Annotated in this window: 16 protein-coding genes and 1 other RNA gene; 10 read left to right on the top strand and 7 right to left on the bottom strand. The window is 44.6% G+C overall.

From position 1 onward, the window contains the following. The first annotated feature begins 155 nt into the window (after positions 1-155). Positions 156-1769 carry an L-aspartate oxidase gene (gene nadB / locus R7E29_RS08930; RefSeq protein ID WP_005380947.1) on the top strand — a complete coding sequence of 538 codons (1614 nt, stop codon included), beginning with the start codon at positions 156-158 and terminating at the stop codon, positions 1767-1769. Positions 1770-1791: 22 nt separating this feature from the next. On the opposite strand, the gene R7E29_RS08935 is transcribed toward nadB, so the two are convergent. Both R7E29_RS08935 and R7E29_RS08940 read right to left on the bottom strand, forming a co-directional pair. Beyond that, on the bottom strand, positions 1792-2253 hold the full coding sequence (locus R7E29_RS08935; protein WP_230856650.1) for a protein YgfX: 462 nt from the start codon (positions 2251-2253) through the stop codon (positions 1792-1794). Further along, positions 2222-2482: a succinate dehydrogenase assembly factor 2 gene (locus tag R7E29_RS08940; RefSeq protein WP_005380951.1), complete on the bottom strand. Its 261-nt coding sequence runs from the start codon at positions 2480-2482 to the stop codon at positions 2222-2224. The genes R7E29_RS08935 and R7E29_RS08940 overlap by 32 nt, the downstream gene beginning before the upstream one ends. A 189-nt stretch (positions 2483-2671) precedes the next feature. On the opposite strand from R7E29_RS08940, the gene ygfZ reads away from it, so the two are divergent. The 3 genes from ygfZ (at position 2672) to R7E29_RS08955 (ending at position 4952) form a co-directional block, all read left to right on the top strand. Then, the gene (ygfZ, locus tag R7E29_RS08945) at positions 2672-3640 is read left to right on the top strand and encodes a tRNA-modifying protein YgfZ (protein WP_054577171.1); all 969 of its coding nucleotides are present in this window, start codon (positions 2672-2674) and stop codon (positions 3638-3640) included. After that, complete coding sequence (locus R7E29_RS08950; protein ID WP_054575410.1) at positions 3633-4106, top strand: aminoacyl-tRNA deacylase; 474 nt, start codon at positions 3633-3635, stop codon at positions 4104-4106. Before ygfZ ends, R7E29_RS08950 begins: the two co-directional genes overlap by 8 nt. A gap of 639 nt (positions 4107-4745) precedes the next feature. After that, positions 4746-4952 (top strand): DUF1107 domain-containing protein, encoded by a 207-nt coding sequence (locus tag R7E29_RS08955; RefSeq protein ID WP_005380970.1) that lies wholly within the window; start codon positions 4746-4748, stop codon positions 4950-4952. A 65-nt stretch (positions 4953-5017) separates the two neighbouring features. Here the strand turns inward: R7E29_RS08955 and R7E29_RS08960 are convergent, their stop codons facing one another. The 3 genes from R7E29_RS08960 to R7E29_RS08970 are packed head-to-tail and all read right to left on the bottom strand — an operon-like array spanning position 5018 to position 8038. Then, positions 5018-6226, bottom strand: coding sequence for an FAD-dependent 2-octaprenylphenol hydroxylase (locus tag R7E29_RS08960; RefSeq protein ID WP_033907445.1), 1209 nt, complete (start codon positions 6224-6226; stop codon positions 5018-5020). Positions 6227-6257: 31 nt separating this feature from the next. Next, positions 6258-7436 carry a 2-octaprenyl-6-methoxyphenyl hydroxylase gene (ubiH, locus tag R7E29_RS08965; RefSeq protein ID WP_136976892.1) on the bottom strand — a complete coding sequence of 393 codons (1179 nt, stop codon included), beginning with the start codon at positions 7434-7436 and terminating at the stop codon, positions 6258-6260. Between the two features lie 23 nt (positions 7437-7459). Next, positions 7460-8038: a YecA family protein gene (locus tag R7E29_RS08970; protein ID WP_005380976.1), complete on the bottom strand. Its 579-nt coding sequence runs from the start codon at positions 8036-8038 to the stop codon at positions 7460-7462. Between the two features lie 249 nt (positions 8039-8287). Between R7E29_RS08970 and R7E29_RS08975 the strand changes: the two genes are divergently transcribed. From R7E29_RS08975 to serA, 5 genes are all read left to right on the top strand, one after another. Then, a complete protein-coding gene (locus tag R7E29_RS08975) occupies positions 8288-8596 on the top strand; it encodes a cell division protein ZapA (RefSeq protein ID WP_005384553.1) in 309 nt (102 codons plus the stop codon). A gap of 8 nt (positions 8597-8604) precedes the next feature. Beyond that, a non-coding RNA gene (gene ssrS / locus R7E29_RS08980) (6S RNA) lies at positions 8605-8789 on the top strand. A gap of 5 nt (positions 8790-8794) precedes the next feature. Next, complete coding sequence (locus R7E29_RS08985) at positions 8795-9394, top strand: 5-formyltetrahydrofolate cyclo-ligase (protein ID WP_025768838.1); 600 nt, start codon at positions 8795-8797, stop codon at positions 9392-9394. Positions 9395-9447: 53 nt separating this feature from the next. After that, complete coding sequence (rpiA, locus tag R7E29_RS08990) at positions 9448-10104, top strand: ribose-5-phosphate isomerase RpiA (protein WP_005380982.1); 657 nt, start codon at positions 9448-9450, stop codon at positions 10102-10104. A gap of 274 nt (positions 10105-10378) precedes the next feature. Further along, entirely contained in the window at positions 10379-11611 is a 1233-nt protein-coding gene (gene serA, locus R7E29_RS08995) for a phosphoglycerate dehydrogenase (RefSeq protein ID WP_017821632.1), read from the top strand. 71 nt (positions 11612-11682) lie between these two features. Here serA and R7E29_RS09000 read toward each other — a convergent pair whose 3' ends face one another. Together R7E29_RS09000 and R7E29_RS09005 are read right to left on the bottom strand one after the other, a co-directional pair. Further along, positions 11683-12375 carry an oxidative stress defense protein gene (locus R7E29_RS09000; RefSeq protein ID WP_054577169.1) on the bottom strand — a complete coding sequence of 231 codons (693 nt, stop codon included), beginning with the start codon at positions 12373-12375 and terminating at the stop codon, positions 11683-11685. 208 nt (positions 12376-12583) lie between these two features. Next, positions 12584-13480, bottom strand: a complete 897-nt coding sequence (locus R7E29_RS09005; protein WP_005380990.1) for a LysR family transcriptional regulator ArgP — start codon at positions 13478-13480, stop codon at positions 12584-12586. A 147-nt stretch (positions 13481-13627) separates the two neighbouring features. Between R7E29_RS09005 and R7E29_RS09010 the strand changes: the two genes are divergently transcribed. Then, complete coding sequence (locus R7E29_RS09010) at positions 13628-14257, top strand: LysE/ArgO family amino acid transporter (protein WP_318082622.1); 630 nt, start codon at positions 13628-13630, stop codon at positions 14255-14257. Positions 14258-14281: the final 24 nt, after the last annotated feature.

A 14281-nucleotide genomic window follows, 5' to 3' on the forward strand; every position in this document is an offset into this window, starting at 1 on the left:
AAAAGAAGAGTGGCTCAGTCACCGCCGTAACACGGACGTCGATAGGTCTCCCAACTTAGCCCTTAGCGACAGATGTCGCGATAATGGAATGCACATGGTGTGCAAATAATACACAAGGTAACTTTGTTACCTTAGCTTGGGATTATAAAAGTTATATGAACACAAATCGTGAACATGAGTGTGATGTATTAGTGGTAGGGAGTGGCGCGGCAGGTTTGTCGTTGGCTTTGCGCGTTGCTAACCACTGTAAGGTGATGGTGCTGAGTAAAGGACCACGCAGCGAAGGGGCGACCTACTATGCTCAAGGCGGTATCGCTGCCGTATTTGATGAGTCAGACACCATTGATTCACACGTTGAAGACACGCAAATCGCCGGGGATGGTATTTGCGATGAGGAGACCGTAAGGTTCATTGCTGAGCATTCAAAAGAGTGTGTACAGTGGTTGATTGACGGTGGTGTCCCATTTGATCGTGAAGAAGATGACTCTGACGATGAACCTCGCTACCACTTAACTCGTGAAGGTGGTCATAGCCGTCGTCGTATTCTTCACGCGGCAGATGCGACAGGTATGGCGATGCAAACCTCCCTGCAAGATAACGCTCACAACCATCCAAACATTCATGTTCTCGAACGTCACAACGCTCTGGACTTAATCACCGAAGACAAAATTGGCGGTGATAAAAACAAAGTTATCGGTGCTTATATTTGGAACCGCAACGAAGAGCATGTCGAAACCGTGCGAGCCAAATTTGTGGTTCTCGCTACAGGTGGTGCTTCAAAGGTTTATCAATACACCTCTAACCCAGATGTGTCGTCTGGTGATGGTATTGCGATTGCTTGGCGTGCAGGGTGTCGTGTGGCGAATATGGAATTTAACCAGTTCCATCCGACGTGTTTATATCACCCAGAAGCACGTAACTTCTTGCTGACTGAAGCGTTGCGTGGCGAAGGTGCTTACCTGCGTCGTCCAGATGGCTCTCGCTTTATGCCAGATTTCGATGAACGTAAAGAGCTTGCTCCGCGTGACGTCGTGGCTCGTGCTATCGACTTCGAAATGAAGCGTTTAGGCGCCGACTGTATGTATCTCGACATCAGTCATAAGCCTGCTGACTTTATTACGAAACACTTCCCAACCATTTATTCACGTTTGATGGATTTGGGCATCGACATGACTAAAGAGCCAATCCCAATTGTACCTGCTGCACACTACACTTGTGGCGGTGTCATGGTGGATAGAAATGGCTGCACCGATCTGAAAAATTTGTATGCGATTGGTGAAGTTAGCTACACCGGGCTGCACGGTGCTAACCGCATGGCATCAAACTCACTTCTCGAATGCGTGGTTTATGCTTGGTCTGCGGCAAAAGATATTCTAAAACATCACACTAACGTTGAGCTACCCTCACAGGTGCCATGTTGGGATGAAAGTAAAGTAACCAATAGTGATGAAGAAGTGATCATTCAGCACAACTGGCACGAGCTTCGTCTGTTTATGTGGGACTACATGGGCATTGTGCGAACTGACAAGCGTTTAGAGCGCGCCTTACGCCGTATCCAACTGTTGCAACAAGAAACACACGAGTACTACAGCAATTTCCGAGTGTCGAACAACTTATTAGAACTGCGTAACCTTTTACAAGTAGCAGAGTTGATGGTTCGTTGTGCGATGCAGCGTAAAGAGAGTCGAGGTTTGCACTACACGCTTGACTATCCGAACCAACTGGAAAACAGCGGCCCAACGATTTTGGTTCCAGCTAAACAGCTTTAACTTTACCAAGTAAACTATTACATCAGCAGGGAGCATTAGCTCCCTGTTTCATTTCCCATTGGCGTAATACCAAAGATAGTTGACGATACTGCTCATCGTCACAGCTATCACGCCAAATCGTAACAACACGGCCAGATTGCAATTGGAATGTTATCTTGAATGGTGATGCCGATGTATCGACTCGCTGTAAATGACCCTTTTCGGACTCAATATCTTCCGAGCATTCGCCACACTCAAGGGCATCAAACCTAACCGAGCCATCGCAGTGCACATACCAATGCCCATGACTTGTAGGTTGAACAAGGCCTTGGCTTGAGAGAGCCTTAACAATCAGTAATAACAAATAAGTCGATAATACGAGCGGAATGCTAGAGAGGATAACAGCCCAAGTCATCAATAAGAAAAGTACAACATTGAAGACTCGGGCAGTCAGAGAGGGAGAAGCAGTAAAATTAACGAACTTTGCTGAGGTTATGGGCGACAATTTTATCAACCATTGCTGCATGACCTAAATTTTCGCTACGGCCATGCCCCATTACCCAAGTAAACAGATCAGGATCATCGCATTCAAGTAAAGAAACAAAGTCACGCTGCTCTTGTTCACTCAGAGTATCAAAGCACTCTTCAAAAAACGGCATAATTACTACGTCAAGCTCAAGCATGCCTCGACGACAAGCCCATTTAATACGCGCTTTTTCTTCCGGAGTGTACATTCACTATTCCTTCATAGATGTCTTGTTGTTAGTGCGGAGTGTAACAAGGGATGTGCTACGTCACTAGTGTGCGGGTCACAATACGATAGTGAAAGCAGACAAATGTTGATTCGTAAATCGCTCCCCTAGTATCTCAAGGTTATTTGGGTATAACATAGCGGAAAAATATCTTCAAAAGGCATTGTAATTATGGAATGGCAAACTCGTTTTTCAGCATTACCTCTCTCAACTCAAGACGCGCTTCCAGAGTTATCTATCTCACTGCTGGATAACTTCGGCATGATCACCATGATCGGTGATGATAAAAAATCATACTTACAAGGTCAGGTTACCTGCGATGTTGTTTCTTTAGAACAAGACCAATCAACACTGGGCGCACATTGTGATGCGAAAGGAAAAGTGTGGAGCGTGTTCCGCCTTTTCCATCATCATGATGGCTACGGCATGATCCAACCAAAATCGGCGATTGACGTAGAACTTAATGAAATAAAGAAATACGCTATTTTCTCTAAAGTAACGATTGAAGCTTCTGATGACGTTATCTTAGGTGTTGCTGGCGTCAAAGCCGACGAATTCATTTCAACAATGAGCAAGACAACTGGCAGCGTTCGCCCAGTTGACGGTGGCACAGCAGTGCAAGTTGCACAAGATCGCTGGTTACTGATATTAAGTGCGCCAGAAGCACAGCAAATCGTTGAAACTACCGACGCTGTCTTTACGACAAATGAGCTTTGGAATCGTTTCGATATTGAGGCAGGTTTACCATTTGTCTCTGCATCCGCGCAGAATGCTCACATTCCACAAGCACTTAACGTGCAAGCTTTAGGAGGCATAAGCTTCACAAAGGGCTGCTACACGGGACAAGAAACGGTAGCACGAGCGAAGTATCGCGGTACCAATAAACGTGCGATGTATATCGTAAAAGGTGCAACTTCTGCTCCATTCAGTGACGAACCAATTGAGCTCGAACGCAGCGTAGGTGAAAACTGGCGTTCAGTAGGTGCTTTATTAAATCACTACCAGTTCAGTGACAATCACGCGATTGGCCTGATCGTACTGCCTAATAATCTCGATGAGGACACTCGTCTTCGTTTGGTTGCGCAACCAGAATGTGAATGGACAATCGAATCACTGCCTTACAGTCTTGATGATGAGTAATACAATCAATACTCCTTTGATGCAATTTCTCACAGACCAACACATTCCGTTTCGTCTGTTACCGCATCAAAGACCAGCAACCACCATTGAGGATGCCGCGCACCAACGCGGCATTCGCCCCTCTCAAATGGTGAAAGCAATCTTGCTACGAGACATGGGTAATCAATATGCACTCGCCTGTGCGCCAGGTGATCGTAGCGTTGATCCCAAAAAAGTGCGCTCGTTACTGAAATATCGCCGGATGACTTGTGTTGATCAAGCCGATGTTGAGTCCATCACTGGTTACAAAATTGGTACTGTCACTCCTCTGCTACTCAAACGTCATATGCCAATCGTGTTCGACCCTAGCTTACTAGAAGAACAGGAAGTCACGATCAGCAGTGGCGATCGCATGGCTGGACTGGCGCTTTCTATCCAAGATCTTATCCAATTGTGTCAGCCGACCGTAGCTGAGATCTGTCGTTAATCGTCTAAAAACAATGTAATGACACGTAGTGTTTCTATCACTGCGTGATCTCGCTCATATCTACAAAAATAGACATTAGAATTTTTAATCACATATAAAACATAAATAGTCACAGGAATAAAACTCGTATATGCTGAATTTGTTGGTTAAGTTTCAAACAAGCACTTAACCGATATAAAGTGAGTCAGCTAGCTGAGTGACAGCATTCATGCAGTTAGTTATCCACTTTTGTGTAATGCATCTGTGACTATTCGCCCGCTGAAGCGGGCTTTTTTTTACGTGGAACTTTTTCTCTTTCATTTCCTCTAATCGTTAGAACGTAAAGTGTGTTGCGCGAGGCACGACCTTAATAGAAACAACTAGCAAACAACCGTTTTCGTTCTATTCTTAATTCTGTAACAAAACTATTGCTTAATGCGTCACGTAAAAAGGAGTGTATTGGCGTAAGGGTTCCTTTAGAGAGGTTATTTTTGGGGTAATCCTCACGCTATTTAAGAGATGACACTGTCAAATTGTCTAAGACAACACAATTCTCTGACGCAACACCCTACATCTGTATTTAATACTATTGCTGTCACAATAATTTTCGCGTCCAGAACGTAGAATACCTAGGCTAGGTTAGATAAAAGGAAAGTAAATATGAGACTGTTTAAGCGCTATACACCAAGTATGATTGCTAAACATATAAGTCGTCTTTTTAAAGGAAGAATTTATATTTACGGGGTCGGTAGATTCGAGTTTGATAACGGTAAGTTAATACTGCCGGAGAAAGCAGAGCAACGCCATTTCCGAGCGGTCAAAGAGATCAATCAAGAAATAATGAAACTCCGATGCGCATATGCTTAGCAAAATGTTGATAAAACAAAGGCTGGATTAACCAGCCTTTTGTGTATTTGAAGTTCGCTTTGCACTTACTGACGCGCCAGATCCGGCAAGTGTCCCTTTAAACCAAGCGCGCGCTTCATGATCTCATCTTTCGCTCCCGGCAGTTGCCCCGCTAAACTTAAACCAATGCCACGAACGAGCTTCTTAGCAGGGTTCTCGCCAGAGAACAAATCTCGAAACCCTTGCATAGTAGCGATCATCTTTGCCGCTTCCGCTTTTCGCCAACGCTCGTAGCTTCTTAGGTTGCGTTTACTGCCGATATCTTGACCCTGCTTCCAAAGTGCTAATACCTCTTGAGCAAGACTGGCCGCATCTAATAAACCTAAATTCACACCCTGCCCCGCTAATGGGTGAATGGTATGGGCCGCATCACCAACCAGCGCGACTCGCTCGACAACAAAATCTCGCGCATAGCGCATTTTCAAAGGAAACGCAGCACGCTCTCCCACTACTTCACATAGACCAAGTCGAGCATCAAACTCACTCGTCAACGCTTTATTGAAATCATGTTCACTCATTGCCACTAACTGCTCTGCTCGATTTGGCTCCGTGGACCAAACAATAGAGCACATATCTGGTTGCGACATTGGCAAAAATGCCAACGGTCCGTGAGGAGTAAATATCTGGCGCGCAATGCTGTTGTGTGGCATAGCAGTTTTGACATTCGCGACCAAAGCATGATGACCATAGTCCCAATGCGTTAATGGAATATCCATTTGATGGCGAAGCCACGAATTCGCCCCATCGGCTCCGACCACTAATTTAGCGGTCATGGCTTGGCCATTATCGAGCGTCAGCCAGCTTTCTTGCTCACCGACCGCGAGAGTCGCGCAACGTGCAGGCATAAACATAGTGACGTTATCGAGCTTTTGGACTTGTTCAAGCAGTGCAAGTTGAATCACACGATTCTCAACAATATGCCCTAAATCAGGTTGTGCCATACTTTGTGCATTAAATTCAATGCTGGCAAAGCTATCTTGTTCCCATACTTCCATGCCATGGTAAGGCGAAGCTCGGCGCTGTTCTATGCCCTGCCAAGCACCAAGTTTACGCAAAATCGTCTCACTAGAGCGGCTCAGCGCAGACACACGAACATCGGGCAATTCTTTCAACGAATCATCTGGCACTTTACCTTCAATAACGGCGACACGCAGATCACTGTCTTTGAACGCGGCAGCAAGTGCCAACCCAACCATCCCTCCGCCGATGATGGCGATATCTACACTTTGCATCATTGCTTTTTATTACCTAATTCAGTGCGGCCGTTCATCGTTTTACCAAGCCAAGTGTATGGCGTAGTAGCGGCTGCTTAAAAATAGAAAGGTTATCCATCGCTGCTAAGGCAGTATTTCGGCCAATTCGCATCGCGGTTAAATCATTTGAAAAAACATGCACCAAGGCACTGGTTAGCCAAATAGTTTCGCTTCGATCTGCTTCTCTACGTTGACTAAAGCGCATCAGGCCTTGATAAAGACCCACATCCTCACTTTGGTGCACAATTTCTTCTGCTAGTGAGACTACATCGCGAATACCGAGATTAAAGCCTTGTCCAGCTATCGGGTGCAGCGTTTGCGCCGCATTTCCAACAATCGCAAAGCGATGTGAAATATTTTGCTTTCGATGGCGAAGAAGCAATGGGTAACTTGCACGACACCCCACTTTTTTCATCGCGCCTAAACGCCAACCAAAATCGTTCTGTAAATGCTGGAGAAATGCTTGATCAGATAACTCAAGAACGGCTTGGGCTTCTTCAGGGTGCAAACACCAAACTAAGGACATTCGATTGTCACTCATTGGTAATAAAGCAACAGGGCCATTTTCAGTAAAACGTTCAAAGGCTCTACCTTGATGAGGTTCTTGAGTCACAATATTGGCAATGACAGCCACTTGTTCAAAATCTTGCTCAGAAAGTTCTAGACCAATTTTCTGACAACAGGTCGAAACAGCACCATCTGCAGCCACCAGCAGTTTTGCTTCAAGTTGCTCACCACTTTTCAACGTCACATGGGTACAGTTTTGCTCGCGCTCGATATCGGTAACGGAGTCAGGACAAAACAGCGTAATTGATTCGCTGCTGTCTAATAATTCTTGATATACACGCCCAACATCGGCTAATTCTACAACATACCCTAGAGCTTCAACCCCAACCTCTTGCTTGGTAATCTCCGTCATCCCAGCATGAGAACGGTCAGAAACGTGGATATGTTCAATGGGGGTGACAAACGGTTCTACTGACGTCCAGAGCTGTAGTTGACGCAACAGATTGACAGTACCGTAAGACAATGCGATTGAGCGAGAGTCAAAACCAGGGTGCATATCTGATTGTGCTTTAAAAGGCTCAACGACGGCAATGCGGAGCTTTCCCTGAGACAAATGGTCAATCGCCAATGCTAACGTTGCACCAGCCATGGCACCACCAGCAATGACTACATCATATTGCTTCATACTAACCTCTGGACGGTCTACGATTAGTGAATAGTAGGTTTTTTGTCGCTGCTTTCAGGACGAACACCAAATTCAGCATGAATCGTTAGTACGCAAGCTTTGATGTGCTCAATCACTTGCTCTAGCAATTGCGCTTGTTCACCAAGATCGTCATCTTCATCGATGCCTAATTTGGCAATCTCTTCTAAGTCAGCCAGTGCTTCTTTAGCGTCATCAGATGCTTTATTAAGAGCAACGCCTGCTAGACCTAACCCAGAAATAAAGTGGTTTACAAAGTCGGACACACTGTCGGCTAATGCGAATAAGCCTTCTTCGCCCGGCTCATCTGGCAATAGTAAAGACAGCTCCATTGATGTGCCAGTAAGCTCATTAACAGTAACGTTGAATATGCTCTGAGCAAAAGTGAGTGCTGTCGAGGGCCACCCCATCCCATCATTGGTGTAGTCAAAAAGAATCGGCTGCCAAGTTTGATCATTGATCGCCAATCCACCACTTAACATGCCAACAAATAAGCCATGTAACTCCGCCGGTGTCACAGCCAGGCTTGCCGATTGCAGTTCAGCAGCAATAGATTGGTATTCAGGAAGGGTGATTTCACTCATAACTTGGCTCATTCTTGCGTAATAATGTATTGGTATATCCTACCATCAAGGTTAGTGGTCTGAAACGGCTATCAAATTCAATTTTGGACAGCATTTGTTCAATTTGCCCAATTCCTGTGTGATCTCGTCATCATTTCTCTTTCTGTGATGGGAAATGCTTGAATCTTAATAGCGGTTTTCCTATAGTTTGCTCCTCGGTAGTTGTATGAAGCAACACCTTAGATAGCGCGAATATAGAGTTTATTCATCATGAGCAATCAAGCGATCGACGTTGAAATATTAGGCAAACTTACACGAGTGAATTGTCCGACAGGACAAGAAGAGTCTCTTGTTGCAGCGGCAAAAGATCTGGATCGCCGATTGAAAGAAATGAGCGAACGTACTAAGGTAACCAATGAAATCCAACTGCTGACCTTTGCTGCATTGAATATTTGCTATGAGTTGCACACCAAGTCATACGAATCCAATGGTCAACAGCAAGAAATTACTGAGCGAATGGAAAAGCTCACCGCGTCTTTAGAGAACGCACTAAGCAAAGTTACGCAAGGACAGCAGTAAATACAAAATTTACCCTGGGGTGTGCGTCAGCAGGATTTAAGTCCCTGAGCCGATAAGCAATACCTAAGGGTTAGTATTTGGTAACTATTGAGCAAGCTCGGCATGCACCGAGAAGCCTACGGTTGTCATTGCTGATCCGCCTTGAACCAGCTGGTTCAAGGGCCACAATCCTCAACGGCACCCTGGGGTATTCTCTCTATGTCAGACCTCTCTCGACAAGACTTCCGCAAACTGATTCGTGAAAAGCGCAACGCTCTGTGCAGTGATACACAATACCAAGCGGGAATCGACCTTATTACTCAATTTTCCCAACTTCCTGAAATCGAGCAGGCGCAACATATTGCCATCTACCTTTCTGCAGACGGTGAGCTTGATACTAAACCGCTCATTGAATGGTTATGGCAACAGGGAAAATCGGTTTATCTGCCCGTCATCCATCCCTTTTCTAAAGGTCAGTTACTGTTTCTTCAGTATATAAGTGATGAACAGCTCGTCTACAACAAGTACGGCATCTTAGAGCCCAAGCTCGATATCAGACACCTCAAACCCGTTCGCCAGCTTGATTTAATCTGCACGCCTTTAGTTGGGTTCGACAGTATCGGACACCGCTTAGGCATGGGCGGGGGGTACTACGATCGTACTCTGTCACGTTGGTTTATAACTGGAGAGGGAGCTAAACCTGTCGGTATCGCTCATGACTGCCAACATGTAGAACGCTTACCAATTGAAAGCTGGGACATTCCATTACCTAAGATCGTGACCCCAAGCCAAATATGGCAATGGGAAAGTGACAAGTAAGCCGCTATAATCACGCCCGCAAACGTTAACGAACATCTATTCAGGAGATTGGCATGACTCAAGATGAAATGAAAAAAGCGGCTGGTTGGGCAGCACTAAAATATGTTGAGAAAGGCAGCATTGTCGGTGTTGGTACTGGCTCTACCGTGAATCACTTCATCGATGCACTAGGCACTATCAAAGATGATATTAAAGGTGCAGTGTCTAGCTCTGTCGCTTCAACTGAGCGCCTTAAAGAGCTTGGTATTGAAGTATACGAGTGTAACGATGTAATGAAGCTGGATGTGTATGTTGATGGCGCAGATGAGATCAACCCAGCACGTGAAATGATCAAAGGTGGCGGCGCGGCTCTGACTCGTGAGAAAATTGTCGCAGCAATCTCTGATAAGTTCGTATGTATCGTTGACGGCACTAAAGCAGTTGACGTACTTGGCCAGTTCCCATTGCCTGTTGAAGTAATCCCAATGGCACGCTCTTACGTGGCTCGTGAATTGGTAAAACTAGGTGGTGACCCAGCTTACCGTGAAGGCGTTGTGACTGACAACGGCAACGTGATTCTGGATGTGCACAATATGCAAATTACCAACCCGAAAGAAATGGAAGACAAAATAAACGGCATCGCTGGTGTGGTGACTGTGGGTCTTTTCGCTCATCGTGGTGCAGACGTAGTGATCACTGGCACACCAGAAGGTGCAAAAATTGAAGAATAAATAACAGCCCAAAATGAACCTATCTGGTTCACTTTTCTGTTATTTCATTACATACGGTGCTGCAAGGCACCGTTTTTTATTCCTTTCTATAAGAAAATTATCTCTTATTCCGTAATTTTCTTACCCAAAGCAATTTTTTTTTGTTACTTTATTGAACAGAAGACGCACAGGGAAACGTTTGTCTTCCTACAAAACTGTTAATTATCCCCTTTTTAATAGTTTTGTCCAATGTGCGCCACATTAGCCCACCTTTCCATTTTAAGGACGAGAAAAAATGGCCAAAGTTTCACTGGAAAAAGAAAAGATTAAGATCCTCTTGTTAGAGGGACTCCACCCTTCTTCAGTTGAAGTTCTTCAAGCAGCTGGTTATACCAACATTGAATACCATAAAGGTTCCCTTCCGGAAGAAGAACTAATTGAAGCGGTAAAAGACGTGCACTTCATTGGTATCCGCTCCCGTACGAACCTATCCGAAGAGGTAATCAATGCGGCGAACAAGCTGGTTGCAATTGGCTGTTTTTGTATTGGCACTAACCAAGTAAACCTAGACGCAGCAGCAAAACGCGGTATTCCTGTCTTTAATGCACCATTCTCTAACACTCGAAGCGTGGCAGAGCTTGTACTTGGGCAAATCCTTTTACTAGTGCGTGGTATTCCTGAAAAGAATGCTCTTGCACATCGCGGTATTTGGAAGAAAAGTGCAGACAACTCTTACGAAGCTCGTGGTAAGTGCCTTGGCATTATCGGATACGGTCACATTGGTACGCAGCTTGGTATTATTGCCGAAAACTTAGGTATGCGCGTTTACTACTACGATATTGAGAACAAACTGTCCCTTGGTAATGCGACGCAAGTACATACCATGAGTGAACTATTGAACAAATGTGATGTGATTTCTTTGCACGTTCCCGAAACACCGGAAACGAAAAACATGATGGGTGAAGCTGAATTTGCTCGAATGAAACCAGGTTCCATCTTTATCAACGCGGCACGTGGCACCGTTGTGGATATTCCTGCACTTTGCCATAGCTTAGAAGCTGGTCACCTTGCCGGCGCTGCAATTGATGTATTCCCAACTGAACCAAAAACAAATGCTGACCCGTTCGAGTCTCCTTTACAAAAATTCGATAACGTCATTCTCACTCCACACGTTGGTGGTTCAACGCAAGAAGCACAAGAGAATATCGGCTTAGAAGTGGCGGGCAAACTGGCTAAGTACTCTGATAACGGCTCGACACTTTCAAGCGTAAACTTCCCTGAAGTGTCATTGCCAGAACACAGTGGTGAGTGCTCTCGTCTGCTTCATATCCATAAGAACCGTCCTGGTATTCTAACTCAGATCAACACCATCTTTGCTGAAGAAGGCATTAACATTGCCGCGCAGTACCTACAAACAGCCGCTGAAATAGGCTACGTAGTGATCGACGTTGAAACTGAACGAGCAGAAGAAGCTCTAACAAAGCTCAAAAACATTGAAGGCACAATCCGTGCTCGTATCCTTCACTAAACAGTGAAACAGAAACGACAAAGGCAGGGGTTATGACTCCCTGCCTTTTGCTTTTTACTGTTTGCTAAGCCTTACTTTAGCTTATAAATGACATCGACTTGATCGCGAATGATCATAGTTGAATCTTGGTAGCTATTCGCTCCTTCTTTACTATCCATCGCCATTGAACGCATTAACACAGGCTGAACGTGCATCTGTCTGTAATTGATCTGCCATACATCGCCCAACTTTTTCTCAAAACCAGTCGCTAATGACCCTGCTTTTTCTCTTGCGTCCTTAATCGCAGCCATTCGTGCCTTTTGCTGATACTCGGCTTGGTTGCTTACCTTAAGTTGAATATTATCAACCTGATTAATTCCCGCTTCTAACGCCATATCTAGGTATTGGTTAAGGTTTTTCAGATCCGTCACCGTGACATCAATACTGCGAGATGCTCGATACCCAACAAGTTCTGCTTTTCCTGATTTAGGGTAATGGTACTGAGGAGCAAGGTATAAATTCGAGCTAGTAATATTGTCTTTTGACAAGCCGGCATCCGATAAGCTTTTTAGAAACTCTTCAACGGTTTTATCTACGGACAATTTCGCTTGTTCGGCCGTCATTGTCGTATCGACTACTTTTACAGAAAACGTAGCCATATCAGGTGTGGCCGTCACTTCGCCATACCCCATTGTCGTAACATGAGCAAACTCTGGCGTATTCGCCAAAACTGAAGCACTGGTAAGGCTGAGTGCTGAAGCCAGCAAAAATGAATACAATTTCATTCAATAAATCCATCCATACAAAATTAAGTACTTAATCTCAGATTCCAACATCACTATCATGGCTGAGAAAGCGTGTGGTTTCATAATAGAAACTTCCGCCGATTATCCAAGCACCCATAGTGACTTCTAACACAACTTTGACTATGTAACATTGGCGTAATTTTTAAACAAAACACACTTAAGTTAACGATATGCAGCTCTGACGAACTTATTGAGGTAGATGCTGCTGCGCATACCCCACTATCGCATGTGAGATTTCTTGTAGTACCCCAGTTTCTAACTGCCAGTGGTGCCAATAAATCCGATGGGACATTAAAAAACCTGGAGTCACATCAACCAACACACCTCTGTCTAATTCGTCGGTAATTTGCAAGCGGGGGATCAAGCAATAAGCTACACCAGCTAACGCCACTTTTAGAAACGCTTCAGAACTACTGATGTTGTGATGAATAACGCTGTCAGGATTGACGTTAAAGTGCTCGGTAAGAAATGTTTTATGTAGATCATCATATTGGTCATATGAAACGGCCGGTGCTTTTGCCAATGTCTGATTATTTACGCCTTTAGAAAAATAACGCTGATAGAACTCTGGGCTCGCGACACAAACATAATCGATGCGACCTAAATAGTCTGCTCTGCATCCGGGGATTGGCTGGGACTCCAAGCTGATCGCTCCTGTCACTTCGCCACTTTTGAGTTTTTCAATAGAGCGGTATTCACCATAGATAGTCAGTTTTAGTTCAACTTGACGCTGCTTCATAACATTTTGCAGCGCTGGCAGTAGCCATGTTGCAAGGCTATCTGCATTAGTCGCTAAAGAGAGTTGCACAGGTCGCGTACTGGTATCATTTTTTAGTTCGGGGAGAATTTCATGCTCTAGCAAGCGTACTCGCCGATAAAGACCCAACAATTTTTTACCAATTGGCGTTGGCTTAGGTGGCTGGCTTCGAATTAAAACAGGCTGCGCGAGAAACTTCTCTAACTGCTTGATACGTTGAGAAATGGCGGATTGAGAAACAAATAAATGCTCGGCAGCACGCTCAAAGCTACCCTGATAAACTATAGCGTCTAATGCCTCAATCCATTTGTAATCTAACCCTCGCATACCTTTCCTCTCACTCTTGATCAAACGCCTCCCGTTAAATTAGTCTATCTAATGTAAGATTAAAATCATTAATTATACTTATTTAGATAAACGCTTTATCTTTCCCTTTTCTGTAAATGTATTTGTTATTTTGAAGTGAGGTGAAGTGTGAGCTTGTGGGTTCTATTGCAAGGTTTTGGTTTAGGAGCATCAATGATCATTCCGATCGGCGCGCAAAATGCGTATGTTTTGAATCAAGGCATAAAGCGTAACCACCACCTAACAACCGCCACTATTTGTAGCGTGCTAGATATGATTTTCATCTCTCTAGGTATCTTTGGTGGTGGTGCAATTCTGCCTCAAAATGAAATCTTACTGACGTCGGTGACACTTGGTGGTATTGCTTTCTTGAGCTTCTATGGACTGCTCTCGCTAAAAAGTGCTTTTAAGCCAGAGAGTGAATCGGAATCAAAAGGGGAGATCGTAGCTCGAGGTCGTCGAACAGTTATTCTAGGTGCGTTAGCTGTCACTGTGCTTAATCCGCACTTATATTTAGATACAGTCGTTATTCTAGGTTCGATCGGTGGACAATTTGAAGGCCATGATCGCATTGCTTTTGCACTAGGTACGATTATGGCTTCCTTTGTTTGGTTCTACACTTTATCGATAGGAGCAGCCAAACTAGGTCCAACACTCTCTCAACCAAAAGTGAAAAAAACTATCGACATTGCAATCGCAATGATGATGTTCACAATAGCGTATATCTTAGCGAGTGAGCTTATTGATAAGTATTGGTAATCACCAGGTAGTAAGGCAGCAAAG

The sequence above is a fragment of the Vibrio sp. Vb1729 genome, from assembly GCF_033338655.1.
GTDB classification, from domain to species: Bacteria; Pseudomonadota; Gammaproteobacteria; order Enterobacterales; family Vibrionaceae; genus Vibrio; species Vibrio alginolyticus.